The 13,064-nt window shown below is 67.8% G+C and carries 15 protein-coding genes; 8 read left to right on the plus strand and 7 right to left on the minus strand.

What is annotated here, in order from left to right; translation table 11 throughout:
• Positions 1–10: 10 nt before the first annotated feature.
• Positions 11–1,312, minus strand: a complete 1,302-nt coding sequence (hflX, locus tag C2R22_RS08810) for a GTPase HflX (protein WP_103425423.1) — start codon at positions 1,310–1,312, stop codon at positions 11–13.
• Positions 1,313–1,537: 225 nt separating this feature from the next.
• Here hflX and C2R22_RS08815 point away from each other — a divergent pair, with 225 nt between their 5' ends.
• Positions 1,538–1,855, plus strand: a complete 318-nt coding sequence (locus C2R22_RS08815; protein WP_103425424.1) for an FUN14 domain-containing protein — start codon at positions 1,538–1,540, stop codon at positions 1,853–1,855.
• 67 nt (positions 1,856–1,922) lie between these two features.
• On the opposite strand, the gene C2R22_RS08820 is transcribed toward C2R22_RS08815, so the two are convergent.
• Both C2R22_RS08820 and C2R22_RS08825 read right to left on the minus strand, forming a co-directional pair.
• Positions 1,923–2,126, minus strand: a complete 204-nt coding sequence (locus C2R22_RS08820; RefSeq protein WP_103425425.1) for a hypothetical protein — start codon at positions 2,124–2,126, stop codon at positions 1,923–1,925.
• A 34-nt stretch (positions 2,127–2,160) separates the two neighbouring features.
• Positions 2,161–2,886: a ribosome assembly factor SBDS gene (locus C2R22_RS08825; RefSeq protein ID WP_103425426.1), complete on the minus strand. Its 726-nt coding sequence runs from the start codon at positions 2,884–2,886 to the stop codon at positions 2,161–2,163.
• A gap of 566 nt (positions 2,887–3,452) precedes the next feature.
• Between C2R22_RS08825 and C2R22_RS08830 the strand changes: the two genes are divergently transcribed.
• Both C2R22_RS08830 and C2R22_RS24985 read left to right on the plus strand, forming a co-directional pair.
• Positions 3,453–3,764 (plus strand): NifU family protein, encoded by a 312-nt coding sequence (locus tag C2R22_RS08830; protein WP_103425427.1) that lies wholly within the window; start codon positions 3,453–3,455, stop codon positions 3,762–3,764.
• Between the two features lie 92 nt (positions 3,765–3,856).
• Complete coding sequence (locus tag C2R22_RS24985) at positions 3,857–4,006, plus strand: hypothetical protein (protein WP_162562432.1); 150 nt, start codon at positions 3,857–3,859, stop codon at positions 4,004–4,006.
• Between the two features lie 45 nt (positions 4,007–4,051).
• On the opposite strand, the gene trxA is transcribed toward C2R22_RS24985, so the two are convergent.
• A complete protein-coding gene (gene trxA, locus C2R22_RS08835) occupies positions 4,052–4,384 on the minus strand; it encodes a thioredoxin (RefSeq protein ID WP_103425428.1) in 333 nt (110 codons plus the stop codon).
• A gap of 104 nt (positions 4,385–4,488) precedes the next feature.
• On the minus strand, positions 4,489–5,166 hold the full coding sequence (locus C2R22_RS08840; RefSeq protein ID WP_103425429.1) for a 2,5-diamino-6-(ribosylamino)-4(3H)-pyrimidinone 5'-phosphate reductase: 678 nt from the start codon (positions 5,164–5,166) through the stop codon (positions 4,489–4,491).
• Positions 5,167–5,777: 611 nt separating this feature from the next.
• Here C2R22_RS08840 and C2R22_RS08845 point away from each other — a divergent pair.
• Positions 5,778–6,821, plus strand: coding sequence for a glycosyltransferase family 4 protein (locus C2R22_RS08845; RefSeq protein ID WP_103425430.1), 1,044 nt, complete (start codon positions 5,778–5,780; stop codon positions 6,819–6,821).
• Positions 6,822–6,862: 41 nt separating this feature from the next.
• On the opposite strand, the gene C2R22_RS08850 is transcribed toward C2R22_RS08845, so the two are convergent.
• Positions 6,863–7,252: a DUF7510 family protein gene (locus C2R22_RS08850; protein ID WP_103425431.1), complete on the minus strand. Its 390-nt coding sequence runs from the start codon at positions 7,250–7,252 to the stop codon at positions 6,863–6,865.
• 176 nt (positions 7,253–7,428) lie between these two features.
• Between C2R22_RS08850 and C2R22_RS08855 the strand changes: the two genes are divergently transcribed.
• Genes C2R22_RS08855 through C2R22_RS08870 form a run of 4 tightly spaced genes read left to right on the plus strand, consistent with a single transcriptional unit; the run spans position 7,429 to position 12,067 of the window.
• A complete protein-coding gene (locus tag C2R22_RS08855) occupies positions 7,429–7,977 on the plus strand; it encodes a hypothetical protein (RefSeq protein WP_103425432.1) in 549 nt (182 codons plus the stop codon).
• A gap of 59 nt (positions 7,978–8,036) precedes the next feature.
• Positions 8,037–9,332 carry a Single-stranded DNA binding protein gene (locus C2R22_RS08860; protein ID WP_103425433.1) on the plus strand — a complete coding sequence of 432 codons (1,296 nt, stop codon included), beginning with the start codon at positions 8,037–8,039 and terminating at the stop codon, positions 9,330–9,332.
• Entirely contained in the window at positions 9,329–11,287 is a 1,959-nt protein-coding gene (locus C2R22_RS08865) for a hypothetical protein (RefSeq protein ID WP_245902949.1), read from the plus strand. Before C2R22_RS08860 ends, C2R22_RS08865 begins: the two co-directional genes overlap by 4 nt.
• On the plus strand, positions 11,288–12,067 hold the full coding sequence (locus C2R22_RS08870; protein ID WP_103425434.1) for a metallophosphoesterase: 780 nt from the start codon (positions 11,288–11,290) through the stop codon (positions 12,065–12,067).
• A 690-nt stretch (positions 12,068–12,757) separates the two neighbouring features.
• On the opposite strand, the gene C2R22_RS24990 is transcribed toward C2R22_RS08870, so the two are convergent.
• Positions 12,758–12,934: a hypothetical protein gene (locus C2R22_RS24990; RefSeq protein WP_162562433.1), complete on the minus strand. Its 177-nt coding sequence runs from the start codon at positions 12,932–12,934 to the stop codon at positions 12,758–12,760.
• Positions 12,935–13,064 lie beyond the last annotated feature (130 nt).

Genomic DNA, 13,064 nt, shown 5'->3' on the forward strand with positions numbered 1-13,064 from the left:
AGGGGCCGAATCAGGCCGACTCGACGGCGGCGAGGTCCGCGGCCTTCGACCGTGCCTTCTCGACGACGGCGGGGCGCGCCTCGAACTCCAGGGTGACGGAGTCCTCGCCGTACTCCTCGCGCTCGACGTGGCCGTGGTCGTGGACCCACGAGACGAGGCTCATCGTGTCGTCGGTCATCGGCAAGAGGAGTCGTTCGCGCTGCCAGTCGGGGAGTTCGGCTTCGATGCGCGCGGTCAACTCTTCGACGTTTTCGCCCGTCAACCCCGAGACGACGACGGGGTTCGGCGCGAGCGCCGACAGGGCGCGCTTCTTTTCGGCCAGTTCGCTCTCGTCGACCTTGTCGACCTTGTTCAACACGGTGACGATGGGCGCCTCGTTGCGCTCGTACAGCGTGTCGTGGCAGGTGACGAGTTTCTCGCGCATCTCCTCGGTGGACTCGGACGCGTCGACGACGAGGAGCACGAGGTCGGCGCGATACACCGAATCGAGCGTGGACTTGAACGACTCCACCAGCCAGTGGGGGAGGTCCGAGATGAAGCCGACCGTGTCGGTCAGGAGGACGTTTCTGGTCCCCGTGTCGGCCCGGCGGGTGGTCGTCCCGAGCGTGGTGAACAGGCGGTCCTCCGACTCGGCCGTGGGGTCCAGGTCGGGGTGGAGTTCGTCGTTCTCGTCGACGGAGAGGTCCGCGGCGAGTTGACGCATGAGCGTCGACTTCCCGGCGTTGGTGTACCCCGCGAGCGCGACGAGGTCGAACCCCGATTCGCGGCGCTCTTCCCGTCGGGTCTCCTCCTTCTCGGCGATGGCGTCGAGTTCCCGCTTGATGCGGGCGATTTGGGCTTTGATGTCCTGTTCGCGGCTCTCGTCGTACTCGCCGAGCCCCATGAACCCGGGGCGCTCGTCGCGCTTGGCGAGGGAGGCTTTCGCCTCCGCCCTCGGCAACTCGTACCGGAGTTCGGCGAGTTCGACCTGTAGCTGCGCCTTCTTCGTGTGGGCGCGCTGTCCGAAGATGTCGAGGATGAGCGTAAAGCGATCGATCACCTCGACCTCGTCGGGGAGCTTCGAGCCGATGTTGAACAGCTGGTAGGGCCCGACGCGGTTGTCGACGATGACGACGTCCGCGCCCGTCTCGACGACGAGCGCGGCCAGTTCCTCGACCTTGCCCTCGCCGAACATGTACGCCCCGTCCTCCTCGCGCGACTGGGTGAGTTCGCCGACGACGTCGTACCCGGCCGCCCGGGCGAGGTCACTGATCTCCGTGAGGTCGGCCGACCCGCTGTCGACGCGTTTGGCGACGATGGCGTCCCGACTCATCGCGTTCCCTCCGCGGTGTGTTCCAGCACTGTTGTCGGAGGTTGGCCGTCGAGCGGCTTAAACGGGCGGGCGTTCGTGATGGTGATCTCACACCTCCATACCCCCGTGTACAGCCTCCCTGGTATTGTATGTTACCTCGTGGCACGACTCCGACCGGGCGAAAGCTGTCGTTTCGCCGACGAGACCCCCACAAACGACTTATGTCGACCCACGCGATGTGGCGCTATGGTCGACATCAACCTCCAGCAACTCGGGCTCGAACTCGGGAGCGGGGCAGTCGTCGGCGGGATCATCGGCTTCGCGGCCAAGAAGGTCGCGAAGATCATCGCCATCATCATCGGGCTCGAACTCGCCCTGTTCAAGTTCCTCGAGTCGCGGCAGATCCTCATCGTCGACTGGGAACGGCTGACCGCGGGGATGATCGAGACGGGGGAGGCCGCGGCGTCGGGAGCGCCCCCGGACTGGGCGATGACCATCCTGTCGACGCTGTCTGTGTCGGCCGGGTTCACCGGCGGGTTCCTGCTCGGATTCAAGAAGGGATAGCGCCTCGATCACGACTCCGGTCTCGGGTTCGCGGCGCGAACGGAACTCTCCACTTCGACCGGACGACTCACGCCACGCGGTGGGTCACGACGGCGAACCCCCCTTCAGGCGGCGCGTGTACTGGACCTGTTTCTCCTCGAACCCGCAGTCCTCGTAGAACCGCCCCGCATCCGTGGCCGCGATTCCGGTACGCCTCGTCGACGAACAGGTCGACGACGTGGAGGACGACGAGCGTGTCCACGTCGTCTTCCGTGGCTCCGACGAGTTCCATGGGTGTACGTTCTGTCCCACCCGACGTCGAGCGGTTACCGCACGTTCAGGTCGTCCTTGTCCTTGATGATCCGCGTCTCCGCCTCGCCGCTCGTGACGTCGTTCACGAGGTCGTAGAAGTCGTTCTGCATCCCCGCCGGGAAGGTGAGGACGCCGACCCACGACCCGTCGTTCTGCCACTCCTCGCGTTCGAGGTCACCGAACTGACGGATGCGCGACTGCGCGCTGCCGGCCCTGTCCGCCGGAACCTGGACGGCGATGGTCACCTCGGAAAAGCGGATGGGGATGACCGGTCTCAGTGCCTCCAGGGCGTCGTCGACCTGCGTCTCGACGGGTTCCATCGGGTCGACGCGGAAGCCGGCCTCTTCGAGCGCTCGCTCGATTCTGTCCGGGGGATGCGGGGCGTCGTCCATCTGGGGGTTGACCGCGTTGCGCGCGATGCGGTCGATGAGCTGTCGCCGCTTCTGCTCTTGCATCTCGCGTCGCTGATCCGCCGTGATCTGTATCTCCCCGCGTTTGACCACCTCGGGGATGATCGTCATCGGGTCCGTCGTCTCGAACACCTCTTTCAGATCGGATTCGGCGGGACGGTCCCCCCGAGAGGCGTCCTCGAAGACGTCCTCGGCGGCGATGACGTCCTCTAGGTCGCCGTCGAACTCCCCGCGCTTGATGGCGAGGGCGGCGTCGGGGTCGATGAGGACCTCGAAGCGCGCGCCGTGGGATTCCAGACGGGCCGTGACCGCTTCGTCGAGTGAAATCATACCGCAGGCTACCACCTCCGAATTTAAAAGCCCTCGCAGCCCTGTGGAGGTTCGGAGGAGGTGCGCACACCTCCGAGAGCGGACGTGGACCCGTCAACGGAACCGGTGGCTGCAGCGAGAACGCTGCGCAGTACACGGGCGCGGTGGACCGCAGCCTCGCTCCTCCCCAACCGGTCGCTCGCGCACGGAGGCGCGAGCGGGCCCTCGCGCGCCGTTCGCTCGCAGGCTCACTCTTCCGCGCGCCGACCGCGACAGGCTGTGCGGTGCAGTGGCGCGTGAGTCGCGCGGTCCCTCCGCGCGACTCACGCGCGAGGGATGAGGAGCGGAAGGAGCGAACAGAGTGAGCGACTGAGCACCGCAGTCGGCTGGGGAGGACGTGGCTTCGTCGCGTCCGTGTACTGCGCAATCGCTATCTCGCTCTTTTCGGTCAGTCTCCCGACAGCCGTAGAACCACGTCGCCATCGCGCAGTCCGCCCTCGTACAGAACACCGACGTCATCAGCGCCCCGACTCCGCGTCCCATCCACGGCGAGTAAGCGCTATATCCGTTGCCCGCCCGTAGGTCTCATGGACACCGCTACCGAAACGGACCCCCTCGAACGACGGCTCAAACGGTTCATGCACCGGAACTTCCCGCAAATCTCGATGCACGGCGGCACCGCCGGTATCGACGCCATCGACGAGGAGACGGGCGAAGTGTGGATAACGCTCGCCGGGGCGTGCTCGGGGTGCGGCATCTCGCCGATGACGATTCAGGCGCTGAAGTCGCGGATGGTGATGGAGTTCGACGAGGTGCGTGAGGTCCACGCCTCGACCGGGGACGCCTACGGGTACGACGACGAAGAGGAGCGACCGGACCTCTCCGACGTCCCCTTCTAGCCCGTTTAGTGGGCGGTTAAGTCGATGAATGCGGTGGTTTAGACTCGCACACGCTCCGCGTACTTAATTGCTGGCCGTGTCTCGTTATCGATATGCTCACACAGGGACGCCAGACCTTCCACGTCGTCTGCCACGACTGCTCGTTCGAGTCGCTCACCGAATCGGAGGCGGAGGCCAGCCAGTTGGCCGACGCCCACCGTGCGGAGCGGAACCACCAGACCAGATACGCGAAGATACAGTGAACGCCGTCGCTGAATCGGTGAAGAACCGCGCCGAAAACCGACCGTCTACGACAGTTCTGCGATGACGTCGAGGAGGTCGTCCTTGTCCTGCACGCCGATGAGTCGCTTCGCCTCCTCCCCGTTCGCGTAGAACTGGAGCGTCGGGACGCTCCGCACCCCGGCGTCGCGGGCGAGGTCCTGCAGTTCGTCGATGTCGATCTTCACGACAGCGGCCTCGGTCTCCGCGGCGATCTCCTTGACCGTGGGTTCGAGCATCTTGCACGGGCCGCACCAGTCGGCGTAGAAGTCGGCGAGGACGACGTCGTGTTCGGCGACGAGTTCGTCGAGGTGTGCCTTGCTCTTCACGTGGATGGGCTCTCCGGGCTGTACGGTGCTCATAACCTCACTTGCGGCGCGACCTTCTTAAGGATTGAGACCCGTTGTCGGCCACCCGCACAGCCGCGAAAGAGGGGAAGCGTCGAGACGCGAGGTCGTCGGCGCGTTCACACCGCGTCGTACCACAGCACCACGCCGTCGTCGAGCCGTTCGACGTCGCGGAGGTCGAGCCGCGGGAACCCCTCGACGAAGCCGTCGCCGTCGACGAGCGTCGGCGCGTCCCGACCGCCGACCACGAGCGACCCGACGTAGACGGAGAGTTCGTCGACCAGCCCGGCTCGAAAGAGCGACGAGAGGAGTTCTCCGCCGCCCTCGACCATGAGTCGGTCGATGCCGGCCGATTCGAGCGCCGCGAGACCGGCTGTGAGGTCGACGTGTCCCGAGTCGTCGGTGTCGACGGGATGGACGTGCACGTGCTCTCCCGCGCCTGCGAGCGCCTCGCGGCGACTCTCCGTGGCGGCGTCGGTCACGAGCAGGTGTGTCTCGGCCGCGTCGTCGAGGATGCGGGCGTCGGCGGGCGTCCGAGCGCGGGAGTCAGCCACGACGCGGGCGGGGTTGCCGGGACGCCCGTTCCGGAGACGGTGGACGCGGCGGTCGTCGTCGTCGAGCGTGAGGTGCGGGTCGTCCGCGAGGACGGTCCCGACGCCGACCATGACCGCGTCGGCCGCGGCGCGGAGGCGGTCGACGCGGTCGAAGTCCGCCTCGCCACTGATCTTCAACTGTTCGCGCCGCCGGGTCGAGAGCTTCCCGTCGACGCTCATCGCGGCGTTGACGACGACGTCCATACCGTCTGAGTGTGTGGGCGGCGTGAACTACCTTTCGTCGATGTCGGTGACGGGGACGCGACGACGAGGACAGCGGGTGTGTCGTTAGGTATCTGACGGTTCGGTCGGACGTGTTCGACGCCGGACAGTGACGCCGTGACGACCGCAGAGTGTACGGACACGGTGAACCGCAGCCTCACGCCACCCCAACCGGTCGCTCGCGGACGGAGCCGCGAGCGACCCCCCGCGCGTTCACTCGCTCCTTCGTCGCTCGTTCATCGCGCGCCGACCGCAACCGCAACAGTGCGGGGCGGTGGCGCGGCCGGTCCGACTTCGGTCGGACCGCCGCGCGAGGGGTGATGCGGCCGAGCGAGCGAAGGCGCGAATCGGCCGGGGAGGACGTGGTCTCACCGCGCCCGTGTACCGCAGGCGGCTCTCGTGTACTCACACTGCCTCACCGGCCCTGACTCTCACACCAGCCTCACGGACACTCGCCCCCACCTCACTGGTTCTCGAACTCCCTCGTCGACCCGGCCCGTCTCCGTCGACCGAGGCACCCAGGTACATACGCGGACCACGACTCCGAGTACCGTCATGAATTATATAGTGGCTCCCGGAAGGTTGGGGCAATCATGTCACTCGAAGTGCTCTGGCTCGGCTGGGGATACCCACCGAACGTGACCGGTGGCCTCGACACGTTCGTCGGCGAGATGTTCGAACGTTTCCTCGACCGGGACGTCGATATCGAACTCGTCCTCCCGGCGGAGTACGCACCCGAGGGACGCGACAACATCGTCGGCGTTCCGACGGGCGACGGTGACATCATCACCCGCATCGGTCGCCTCTCCGCGGAGTTCGCGAACCGCGCGGAGGGGAAGGACATCGTCCACACTCACGACTGGTTCGGCTACGGGCCGGGCTCGCGGGCGATGAACAACACCGACGCGAAGTGGGTGACGACGTTCCACTCGCTCTCCTCGGACAGGAACATCGACCCCCCACAGCGCGAAATCGAGACCGAACGGCGCGTCGTCGAGCGCTGTGACGAACTCATCGCGGTGAGCCACATCACCGCCCGCAAGGTGAACGAGGAGTACGGCGGGGAGTCGGAGGTCATCCACAACGGTTTCTCGACCGTCGAGCCGACCGGCCGCGACATCAAAGCCGAGCTAGGAATCGACGGCAAGATGCTCTTTTACGTGGGACGACACACCGACCAGAAGGGCATCTCACACCTCATCTACGCCCTGGAGAAGCTCCGCCGCGACGACGTGACGCTCGTGATGGGCGGGAGCGGCCACCTCACGGACCAACTGAAGAAGTTCGCCGAACTCCTCGGCGTCGAGGACAGTATCGAGTGGGTCGGCTTCGTCGAGGAGAAGTACCTCGGCGACTACTACAGTTCGGCGGACCTCTTCGTCTCCCCCTCGCTGTCGGAGCCGTTCGGCATCACCATCACCGAGGCGCTCTCGGTTGGCACGCGCGTCGTCGCCACCGAGTGCGGGGCCGCCGAGGTCATCCCCGAGTCCTGCGTCGTGCCCGCCGAGGTCGACTCCGGGTCGCTCGCGGACGCCATCGAACACGGCCTGTCGCTCGAAGGGCCGCTCGAGTACGAACCGCGGACGTGGGACACCGTCGTCGACGAACACCTCGACTTCTACGAACGAATCGCCTGAGCGCGAGCGAACGAGAGAGCGCGCGGAGAGTCGTTTCCCCGTTACCGCAGGACCCGAACGTCGGTGACGGGTTCGGGGTGCCGGATGGCGTAGCCGTCGCGGGTCGACCGCATGCCCTCTTCGGGGAACTGCTGTCGGGCGGACTGGTAGGGGCTGTCGTTCCGGGCGGCGGACTGATACGGGCTGTCGTTGCGTGCCGATTGATACGGGCTGTCGTTCCGGGCGGCGGACTGATACGGGCTGTCGCTGCGTGCCGACTGGTAGGGGCTGTCGCTCGTCTGCGGCGGGCGCTCGAAGTCCTCGGGCGGGAGGTAGATACGCTCGCCCGACGCCGAGCGGACGACGACGGCCGTGTCGCGGTCGCCCGCCATCTCGATCAGCGTCTCGCCGTCGACGATCTCCATCGTGAACTCGACGTCTTCGTCGGCCATGCGAGACGATGTGTCGGGCGGGTACTTAACTGTCGGGCCGCGGCCGTTCCCTCGCGAAACCGCGGGTCGGCGGCCGAGTCGCGGAGGGCCTCACCCGACGCGGGGGGAGTCGGCGGTACACCGGAGCACGGTCGGCAGCACACATTTACTGCTGGGGAACGCAGCCGTCAGGATGCATGAACAGGCGCCGGTATCTCGCCCTGTGTGCCGGAATCGCCGCCCTCCCCGGCTGTGCGAACCGCCCTCCAGAACCGTCCGAAACCGAGTCCGACTCCACCACGTCAACTTCACCGTCGTCGACGCCGAGCGAAGCGCCGGCGACCCCGACGGAGTCGCCGACGGTGGCGGGCGACGCACCCCCGACGGACTCGTCCCCCACGGACCCGCCGACGGCCGCCCCCGCGTCGCATCTCGGCTGGTTCGTCCTCTGGAACGACGACGACGAGCCACACCGGGTCACCCTCACCGTCAGCCGCGAGGCCCGGGTGATTCTCGACGAGACGCGCGACCTGTCGCCGGGCGCCGCCGCGGACGTGGAGAACCCCATCGAGACGCAGGGCGTGTACGAGGTCGTCGCAACCGTCGACGACGAGCGACGCGCCGAACGCGAGTGGCGAGTGTCCAACTGCGACAGCATCGAGTACCTGCAGGTGTACGTCGGTGAGGACGGCGAGACGGAGATACGGACGATGCGGCAGACGATCGACCCTCACCCGACCTGTTGATACCTCGCCGTATGCACGCGTGGAACGCTTTTAATGCAGCCCGCCCATATCTCTTCCCGATGGACATCGACGATCATGCCGAGGAGCTCGCCTCCGCCCTCGGCGTAGACAAAGCGGAGGTCAAAGCGGACCTGGAGAACCTGCTTCAGTACAGCGTCCCCATCGAGGAAGCGAAACAGAGCGTCCGACGCAAGCACGGCGGCGACTCGGGGAGTTCTCGGTCGGCCCCGTCGGCGAAGGACGTCGGCACCATCACGACCGAGGACGGGAACGTGACCGTCACCGTCCGGGTGCTCACGGTCGGCACGCGCTCGATTCAGTACCAGGGCGACGAACAGGTCATCCGCGAGGGCGAACTCGCCGACGAGACGGGGACGATATCGTACACGTCGTGGGAGGACTTCGGCTTCGAGGCGGGCGACTCCGTCACCATCGGTAACGCGGGCGTCCGCGAGTGGGACGGCGCGCCCGAACTCAACCTCGGGAGTTCGACGACGGTGGCGATGGCGAGCGGGACCGTGGAAACGCCCTACGACGACGAAATCGGCGGCGAGGCGGAACTCGCTGCCCTCGAACCCGGCGACCGCGGCCGGACGGTCGAGGCCCGCGTCGTCGAGGTCGAAGAGCGGACGATCAACGGCCGCAGCGGCGAGACCGACATCCTCTCGGGCGTCCTCGGCGACGCGTCGGGGCGATTGCCGTTCACCGACTGGGAGCCGCGCGAGGGGATAACGGAGGGGGCGAGCCTCCGGATGGAGGGCGTCTACGTCCGCGAGTTCCGGGGTGTCCCTTCCGTCAACCTCTCGGAGTTCACGACCGTCACGCCGCTCTCCGAAGCCGTACCGGTCCGCGAATCCGCACCGCAGTTGTCGATCCGTGAGGCCGTCTCGTCCGGTGGCATGTTCGACGTCGAGATCGTCGGCAACGTGCTGGAGGTTCGGGACGGTTCGGGACTCATCGAGCGCTGCCCCGAGTGCGGGCGGGTCGTCCAGAACGGCCAGTGTCGCACCCACGGCGACGTCGACGGCGAGGACGACATGCGCGTGAAGGCCATCCTCGACGACGGGAGCGGTACCGTCACCGTGGTATTGGACCGCGACCTCACAGAAGAGGTGTACGGCGGCACGATGGCCGAGGCGCGCGAGCAGGCACGCGAAGCGATGGACAAGGAGGTCGTCGCCGACCACATCCGCGAGCGGGTCGTGGGGAGAGAGTACCGGGTGCGAGGGAACCTCTCGGTCGACGACTACGGCGCGAACCTCGACGCCGACGAGTTCGCCGAATCGGACGACGACCCGACGACGAGGGCGCGCGAGGTCCTCGACCGAATCGAGGACAGGGAGGTGTCCGCATGAGTTCGAGTTCGAGTTCGAGTTCGAGTTCGAACGCGAACGCGAACGGTGCCGAGGAGGCCCGACCGAGCCGGGAGGTCGCCTACCGGCTGTTCGCCGCCGAGTTCGACGACGCCTCCTTCTCGTACTCCGAATCGGACGAGGAGCGCGCGCCGAACTACGTCGTGACGCCGACCGGCGCGCGGGTGAACCGTCTGTTCGCCGTCGGCGTCCTGACCGAGGTGGAGCAGGTCAACGACGACGTTCTCCGGGGACGAATCGTCGACCCGACGGGCGCGTTCGTCAGCTACGCCGGGCAGTACCAGCCCGACGAGATGGCCTTCCTCGACCGCGCGTCGCCGCCGGCGTTCGTCGCGCTCTCGGGGAAGGCGCGGACGTTCCAGCCCGAGGACTCCGACCGCGTGTTCACCTCGGTCCGACCGGAGTCGATGAGCCGCGTCGACGCCGACACCCGCGACCGCTGGACCGTCTCGACCGCCGAGGCGACCCTGGATCGGGTCGGCGTGATGGCCGCCGCGCTCCGGTCGGGGCTTCGAGGCGGAGCACTCAGCGACGCCCTCCGCGATGCGGACGTGGACGAACCGCTCGCGAAGGGGATTCCGCTCGCTATCGACCACTACGGGACCACACCGGGGTACCTCGCCGCCCTTCGTCGTCTCGCCCTCGACGCGCTCGGGGTCGTCGCGAACGACCGCGACAGCGTCCGTCCGTTCGACCGCGAACCCGGGGAGGCGAGCGAGGGCGTCGACCTCGACTCCCTGGCGGCCGACCTCGACCTCTCCGCACCGGAGGGACGCGACGCGGCGGAGGCGCGTGCCGAGGAGGCGACTGCTCCGTCGACCGACACGGCCACCGAGGCGACCGAATCGACGGAAGCCATCAGCACGGACGACACGGAGTCGGTCCCGGAGTTCGACGGAACGGCCCCCGAGCCCACAGCCGAGACGTCGACGTCACCGGCGGAATCGGCTCCCGAGACGACCGCGACTGAAGCCGACGCCCCGTCGTCGGAGTCGACGTCGACCACGACGGAGTCCGGCGAGTCGGACATCGGTGGCGAGGAGAGCGAGGACACGGGTGCGGCGACACCCGCCGACGCCCCGTCGGCGCCCGAGAGCGCGGAGTCGACAGAGACCACGGAACCGACAGAGACCGGAGAGTCGACGCCGACCGAACCGGTGGAGGCGTCGGCAGGAGACGAACTCGGCGACTTCGACAGCGACACCACCTCGGAGGGGGAACTCGGTGACTTCGACGCGGACGACGCAGAGGACGCGGCGTCGACACCGAGCAACGAGACGGACGCGACGACCGGTGAGGCGACCGCACCCGAACCCGACACGCCCGACACGTCCGGGGCCGACGTAGAGGCGGCCGACGCGGAGACGGCAGACGACCCGACGGCGGTCGACACGGAGGACGACGCCGAGGAGGGGATGTACGAACTCGACGCCGAGGAGCGCGCACAGATCGAAGAGGAGTTCGGCACGGAGTTCTCGACGGGGAGCGAGGTCGCGCCGGCGGGCGAGGCGGACATCGACGTGCCCTCTGTCGACGAACTCGAAGAGGAACTCGACGAGGAGGCCGGTGCGGAGAACGAGGCCGACGAGTCGGCCGCGGCCGCGACGCCCGACGGGACCACAGCGACGGCAGACGCCACCTCTGAGGCTGCGAACGAACCGGAGGGGGCGGCTGACGCAACGGAAGCGACAGACGAGTCGGAGACGGCCGACGACGCGGGAGCGGACGAGGCACCCGAAGACGTCGACCTCGAAGCCGTCGCAGTCGAGGCGATGGACGACCTCGACGACGGTGACGGGGCCTCCCGCGAGGCGGTCGTGGCCCGCGTCGTCGACGAGTACGGGGTCGACCCCGAGGCCGTCGAGGACGCCATCCAGAGCGCGCTGATGAGCGGGCAGTGCTACGAACCGACCGAGGACTCGCTGAAGGCCATCTGAATGTCCCGGCGGGCGCGCGTCGAACCGGTCCCCGGCGAACCCGCGGCGGTCGCTCGAACCGACAGCGAGCGCGTCCTCGTCGTCGCCGACTACCACGCGGGTATCGAGGCCGGCCTCCGGTACGAACGCGGCGTCGAACTGGAGAGCGCGGCGGACGTCCGTCTCGCCCGCCTGGAGCGCCTGCTCGACCGGACGGGTCCCGACAGGCTGCTCGTCCTGGGCGACCTCGTCCATCGAATCGGTCCCCCTGACGGCGACGAAGTCGACGAACTCGTTCGGGTCGTCGACCGCGTGACCGACCGGGTGCCGATGACGCTCGTCCCCGGCAACCACGACGGCGGCGTCGCCGACGCGGTGGCCGAGCGCGCCGTCGACCTCGCCGTCGTCGACTCCGGGGGGATTCGGTTCGGTCCGGTCGGGTTCGTCCACGGGCACACCTGGCCGGCGAGCGACGTTCTTCGTGCAGAGGTCGTCTGCATGGGACACGAACACCCCACGGTGAAGCTAGCGGACGAGGTGGGCGGGAGTCGCGTCGAGCGCGCGTGGCTCCGCGGCCGACTGGACCGCTCGGCGTTCGAGGGACACGTCGAGGGGGCCAGGAATGAGAGAGTGACCGAAACGGAACTCGTCGTCGTCCCGGCGTTCAACGACCGCTCCGGGGGGACGTGGGTCAACGTCGACGGTCAGACGTTCCTCTCGCCGTTCCTCCCCGACGCGCTCCCCGACGGCGAACTGTACCTCCTCGACGGGACGCGGCTGGGTCACTACCGGCGGGTGTGAGTTCGTCGAGGTGACGGAGGAGGGGGAGGGCTCGGGACGTACGGGTGATAGACTCCTCGTGTTTGGACGGCCGTACTGACCCGAGAGAGCGTCTGAGAACGTAAAGACCGAACGGTACACGGCCACGGTGTGACCACACCCACCCTAACCGACTCGTTCACTCGCCCCTCGCGCGGTGTCGGGTTGGCGAGACCTGTGGTCTCGCTGCTTCCCGTTCGTTTCGTCGCCGGCGTTGTGCGCCGGCTTCCAGCGGAACCGTCGGTTCCGCGCGGCTCACGGGAACGCGGACGGAGCCGCGACCGTCACGCGCCACCGCGCCCCGATTACGGTCGGCGCGCGGGAGCGAGTGAACGAAGCGAACGAGCGGCGTGGGAGGTCTTCGTAGGGGAGCCGAACGAACGGCTCGAAGCGAACCCAGTCGCTTCGGTGGGCCGCGAGCGCCTCCGTGCGCGAGCTACTGGCGGACGAGTCAGCCAAGCCCTCCGTTCGTTCCCTCCGGTCTCTCACGGAGACACCGGCTGGGGAGGCGTAAGACAGCGGTCCATCGCGCCCGTGTGCCACGCGGCGTCCCTGTTGATCTGAGCGCTCTCGTCGCTGAACCTGCACCACCCACCGCTCGATACCCCGGCTGTATTCAGCGCATCCCTCCCGTCAGCCGACGGTCCGAGAATCGAACCCAGCGCCGCCGACTCAGACGATGGCCGCCAGCGTGAACGCCGAATAAACAATCGCGGCGAGGACGGCGACGACGAGCAGCGGTGTCGGCTCGGTCGGCGCGCCGGACGCGGCGGGGTCCTTCAACCCCCGCACCGCGGTACCGAGGACGACCATCCCGACGACGAGGAGGACGAGCGTCTGGAGCGTCACCCCGAGAGCCCCACGACGACGGCCCGGAGGAGCGTGACGAGTCCGGCGACGGCGAAGGAGAGCCAGTACAGCCGTGGGTAGTCGACCTCGATGTCTGCCATAGCGACACGTCGGCGGCGAGCGCCAAGAG

The sequence above is a fragment of the Salinigranum rubrum genome (assembly GCF_002906575.1).
GTDB lineage: Archaea > Halobacteriota > Halobacteria > Halobacteriales > Haloferacaceae > Salinigranum > Salinigranum rubrum.

Bases quoted from the DNA above. Each gene is read 5' to 3' on its own strand.
- C2R22_RS08865 (WP_245902949.1), top strand. From the start codon at position 9,329: ATGAGTTCGAGTTCGAGTTCGAGTTCGAGTTCGAACGCGAACGCGAAC.
- C2R22_RS24985 (WP_162562432.1), top strand. From the start codon at position 3,857: ATGCTCACACAGGGACGCCAGACCTTCCACGTCGTCTGCCACGACTGC.
- C2R22_RS08840 (WP_103425429.1), bottom strand. From the start codon at position 5,166: ATGGACGTCGTCGTCAACGCCGCGATGAGCGTCGACGGGAAGCTCTCG.
- C2R22_RS08870 (WP_103425434.1), top strand. From the start codon at position 11,288: ATGTCCCGGCGGGCGCGCGTCGAACCGGTCCCCGGCGAACCCGCGGCG.
- trxA (WP_103425428.1), bottom strand. From the start codon at position 4,384: ATGAGCACCGTACAGCCCGGAGAGCCCATCCACGTGAAGAGCAAGGCA.
- C2R22_RS08815 (WP_103425424.1), top strand. From the start codon at position 1,538: ATGGTCGACATCAACCTCCAGCAACTCGGGCTCGAACTCGGGAGCGGG.
- C2R22_RS08830 (WP_103425427.1), top strand. From the start codon at position 3,453: ATGGACACCGCTACCGAAACGGACCCCCTCGAACGACGGCTCAAACGG.
- C2R22_RS08845 (WP_103425430.1), top strand. From the start codon at position 5,778: ATGTCACTCGAAGTGCTCTGGCTCGGCTGGGGATACCCACCGAACGTG.
- C2R22_RS08825 (WP_103425426.1), bottom strand. From the start codon at position 2,886: ATGATTTCACTCGACGAAGCGGTCACGGCCCGTCTGGAATCCCACGGC.
- C2R22_RS08855 (WP_103425432.1), top strand. From the start codon at position 7,429: ATGAACAGGCGCCGGTATCTCGCCCTGTGTGCCGGAATCGCCGCCCTC.
- C2R22_RS08860 (WP_103425433.1), top strand. From the start codon at position 8,037: ATGGACATCGACGATCATGCCGAGGAGCTCGCCTCCGCCCTCGGCGTA.
- C2R22_RS08820 (WP_103425425.1), bottom strand. From the start codon at position 2,126: ATGGAACTCGTCGGAGCCACGGAAGACGACGTGGACACGCTCGTCGTC.
- hflX (WP_103425423.1), bottom strand. From the start codon at position 1,312: ATGAGTCGGGACGCCATCGTCGCCAAACGCGTCGACAGCGGGTCGGCC.
- C2R22_RS08850 (WP_103425431.1), bottom strand. From the start codon at position 7,252: ATGGCCGACGAAGACGTCGAGTTCACGATGGAGATCGTCGACGGCGAG.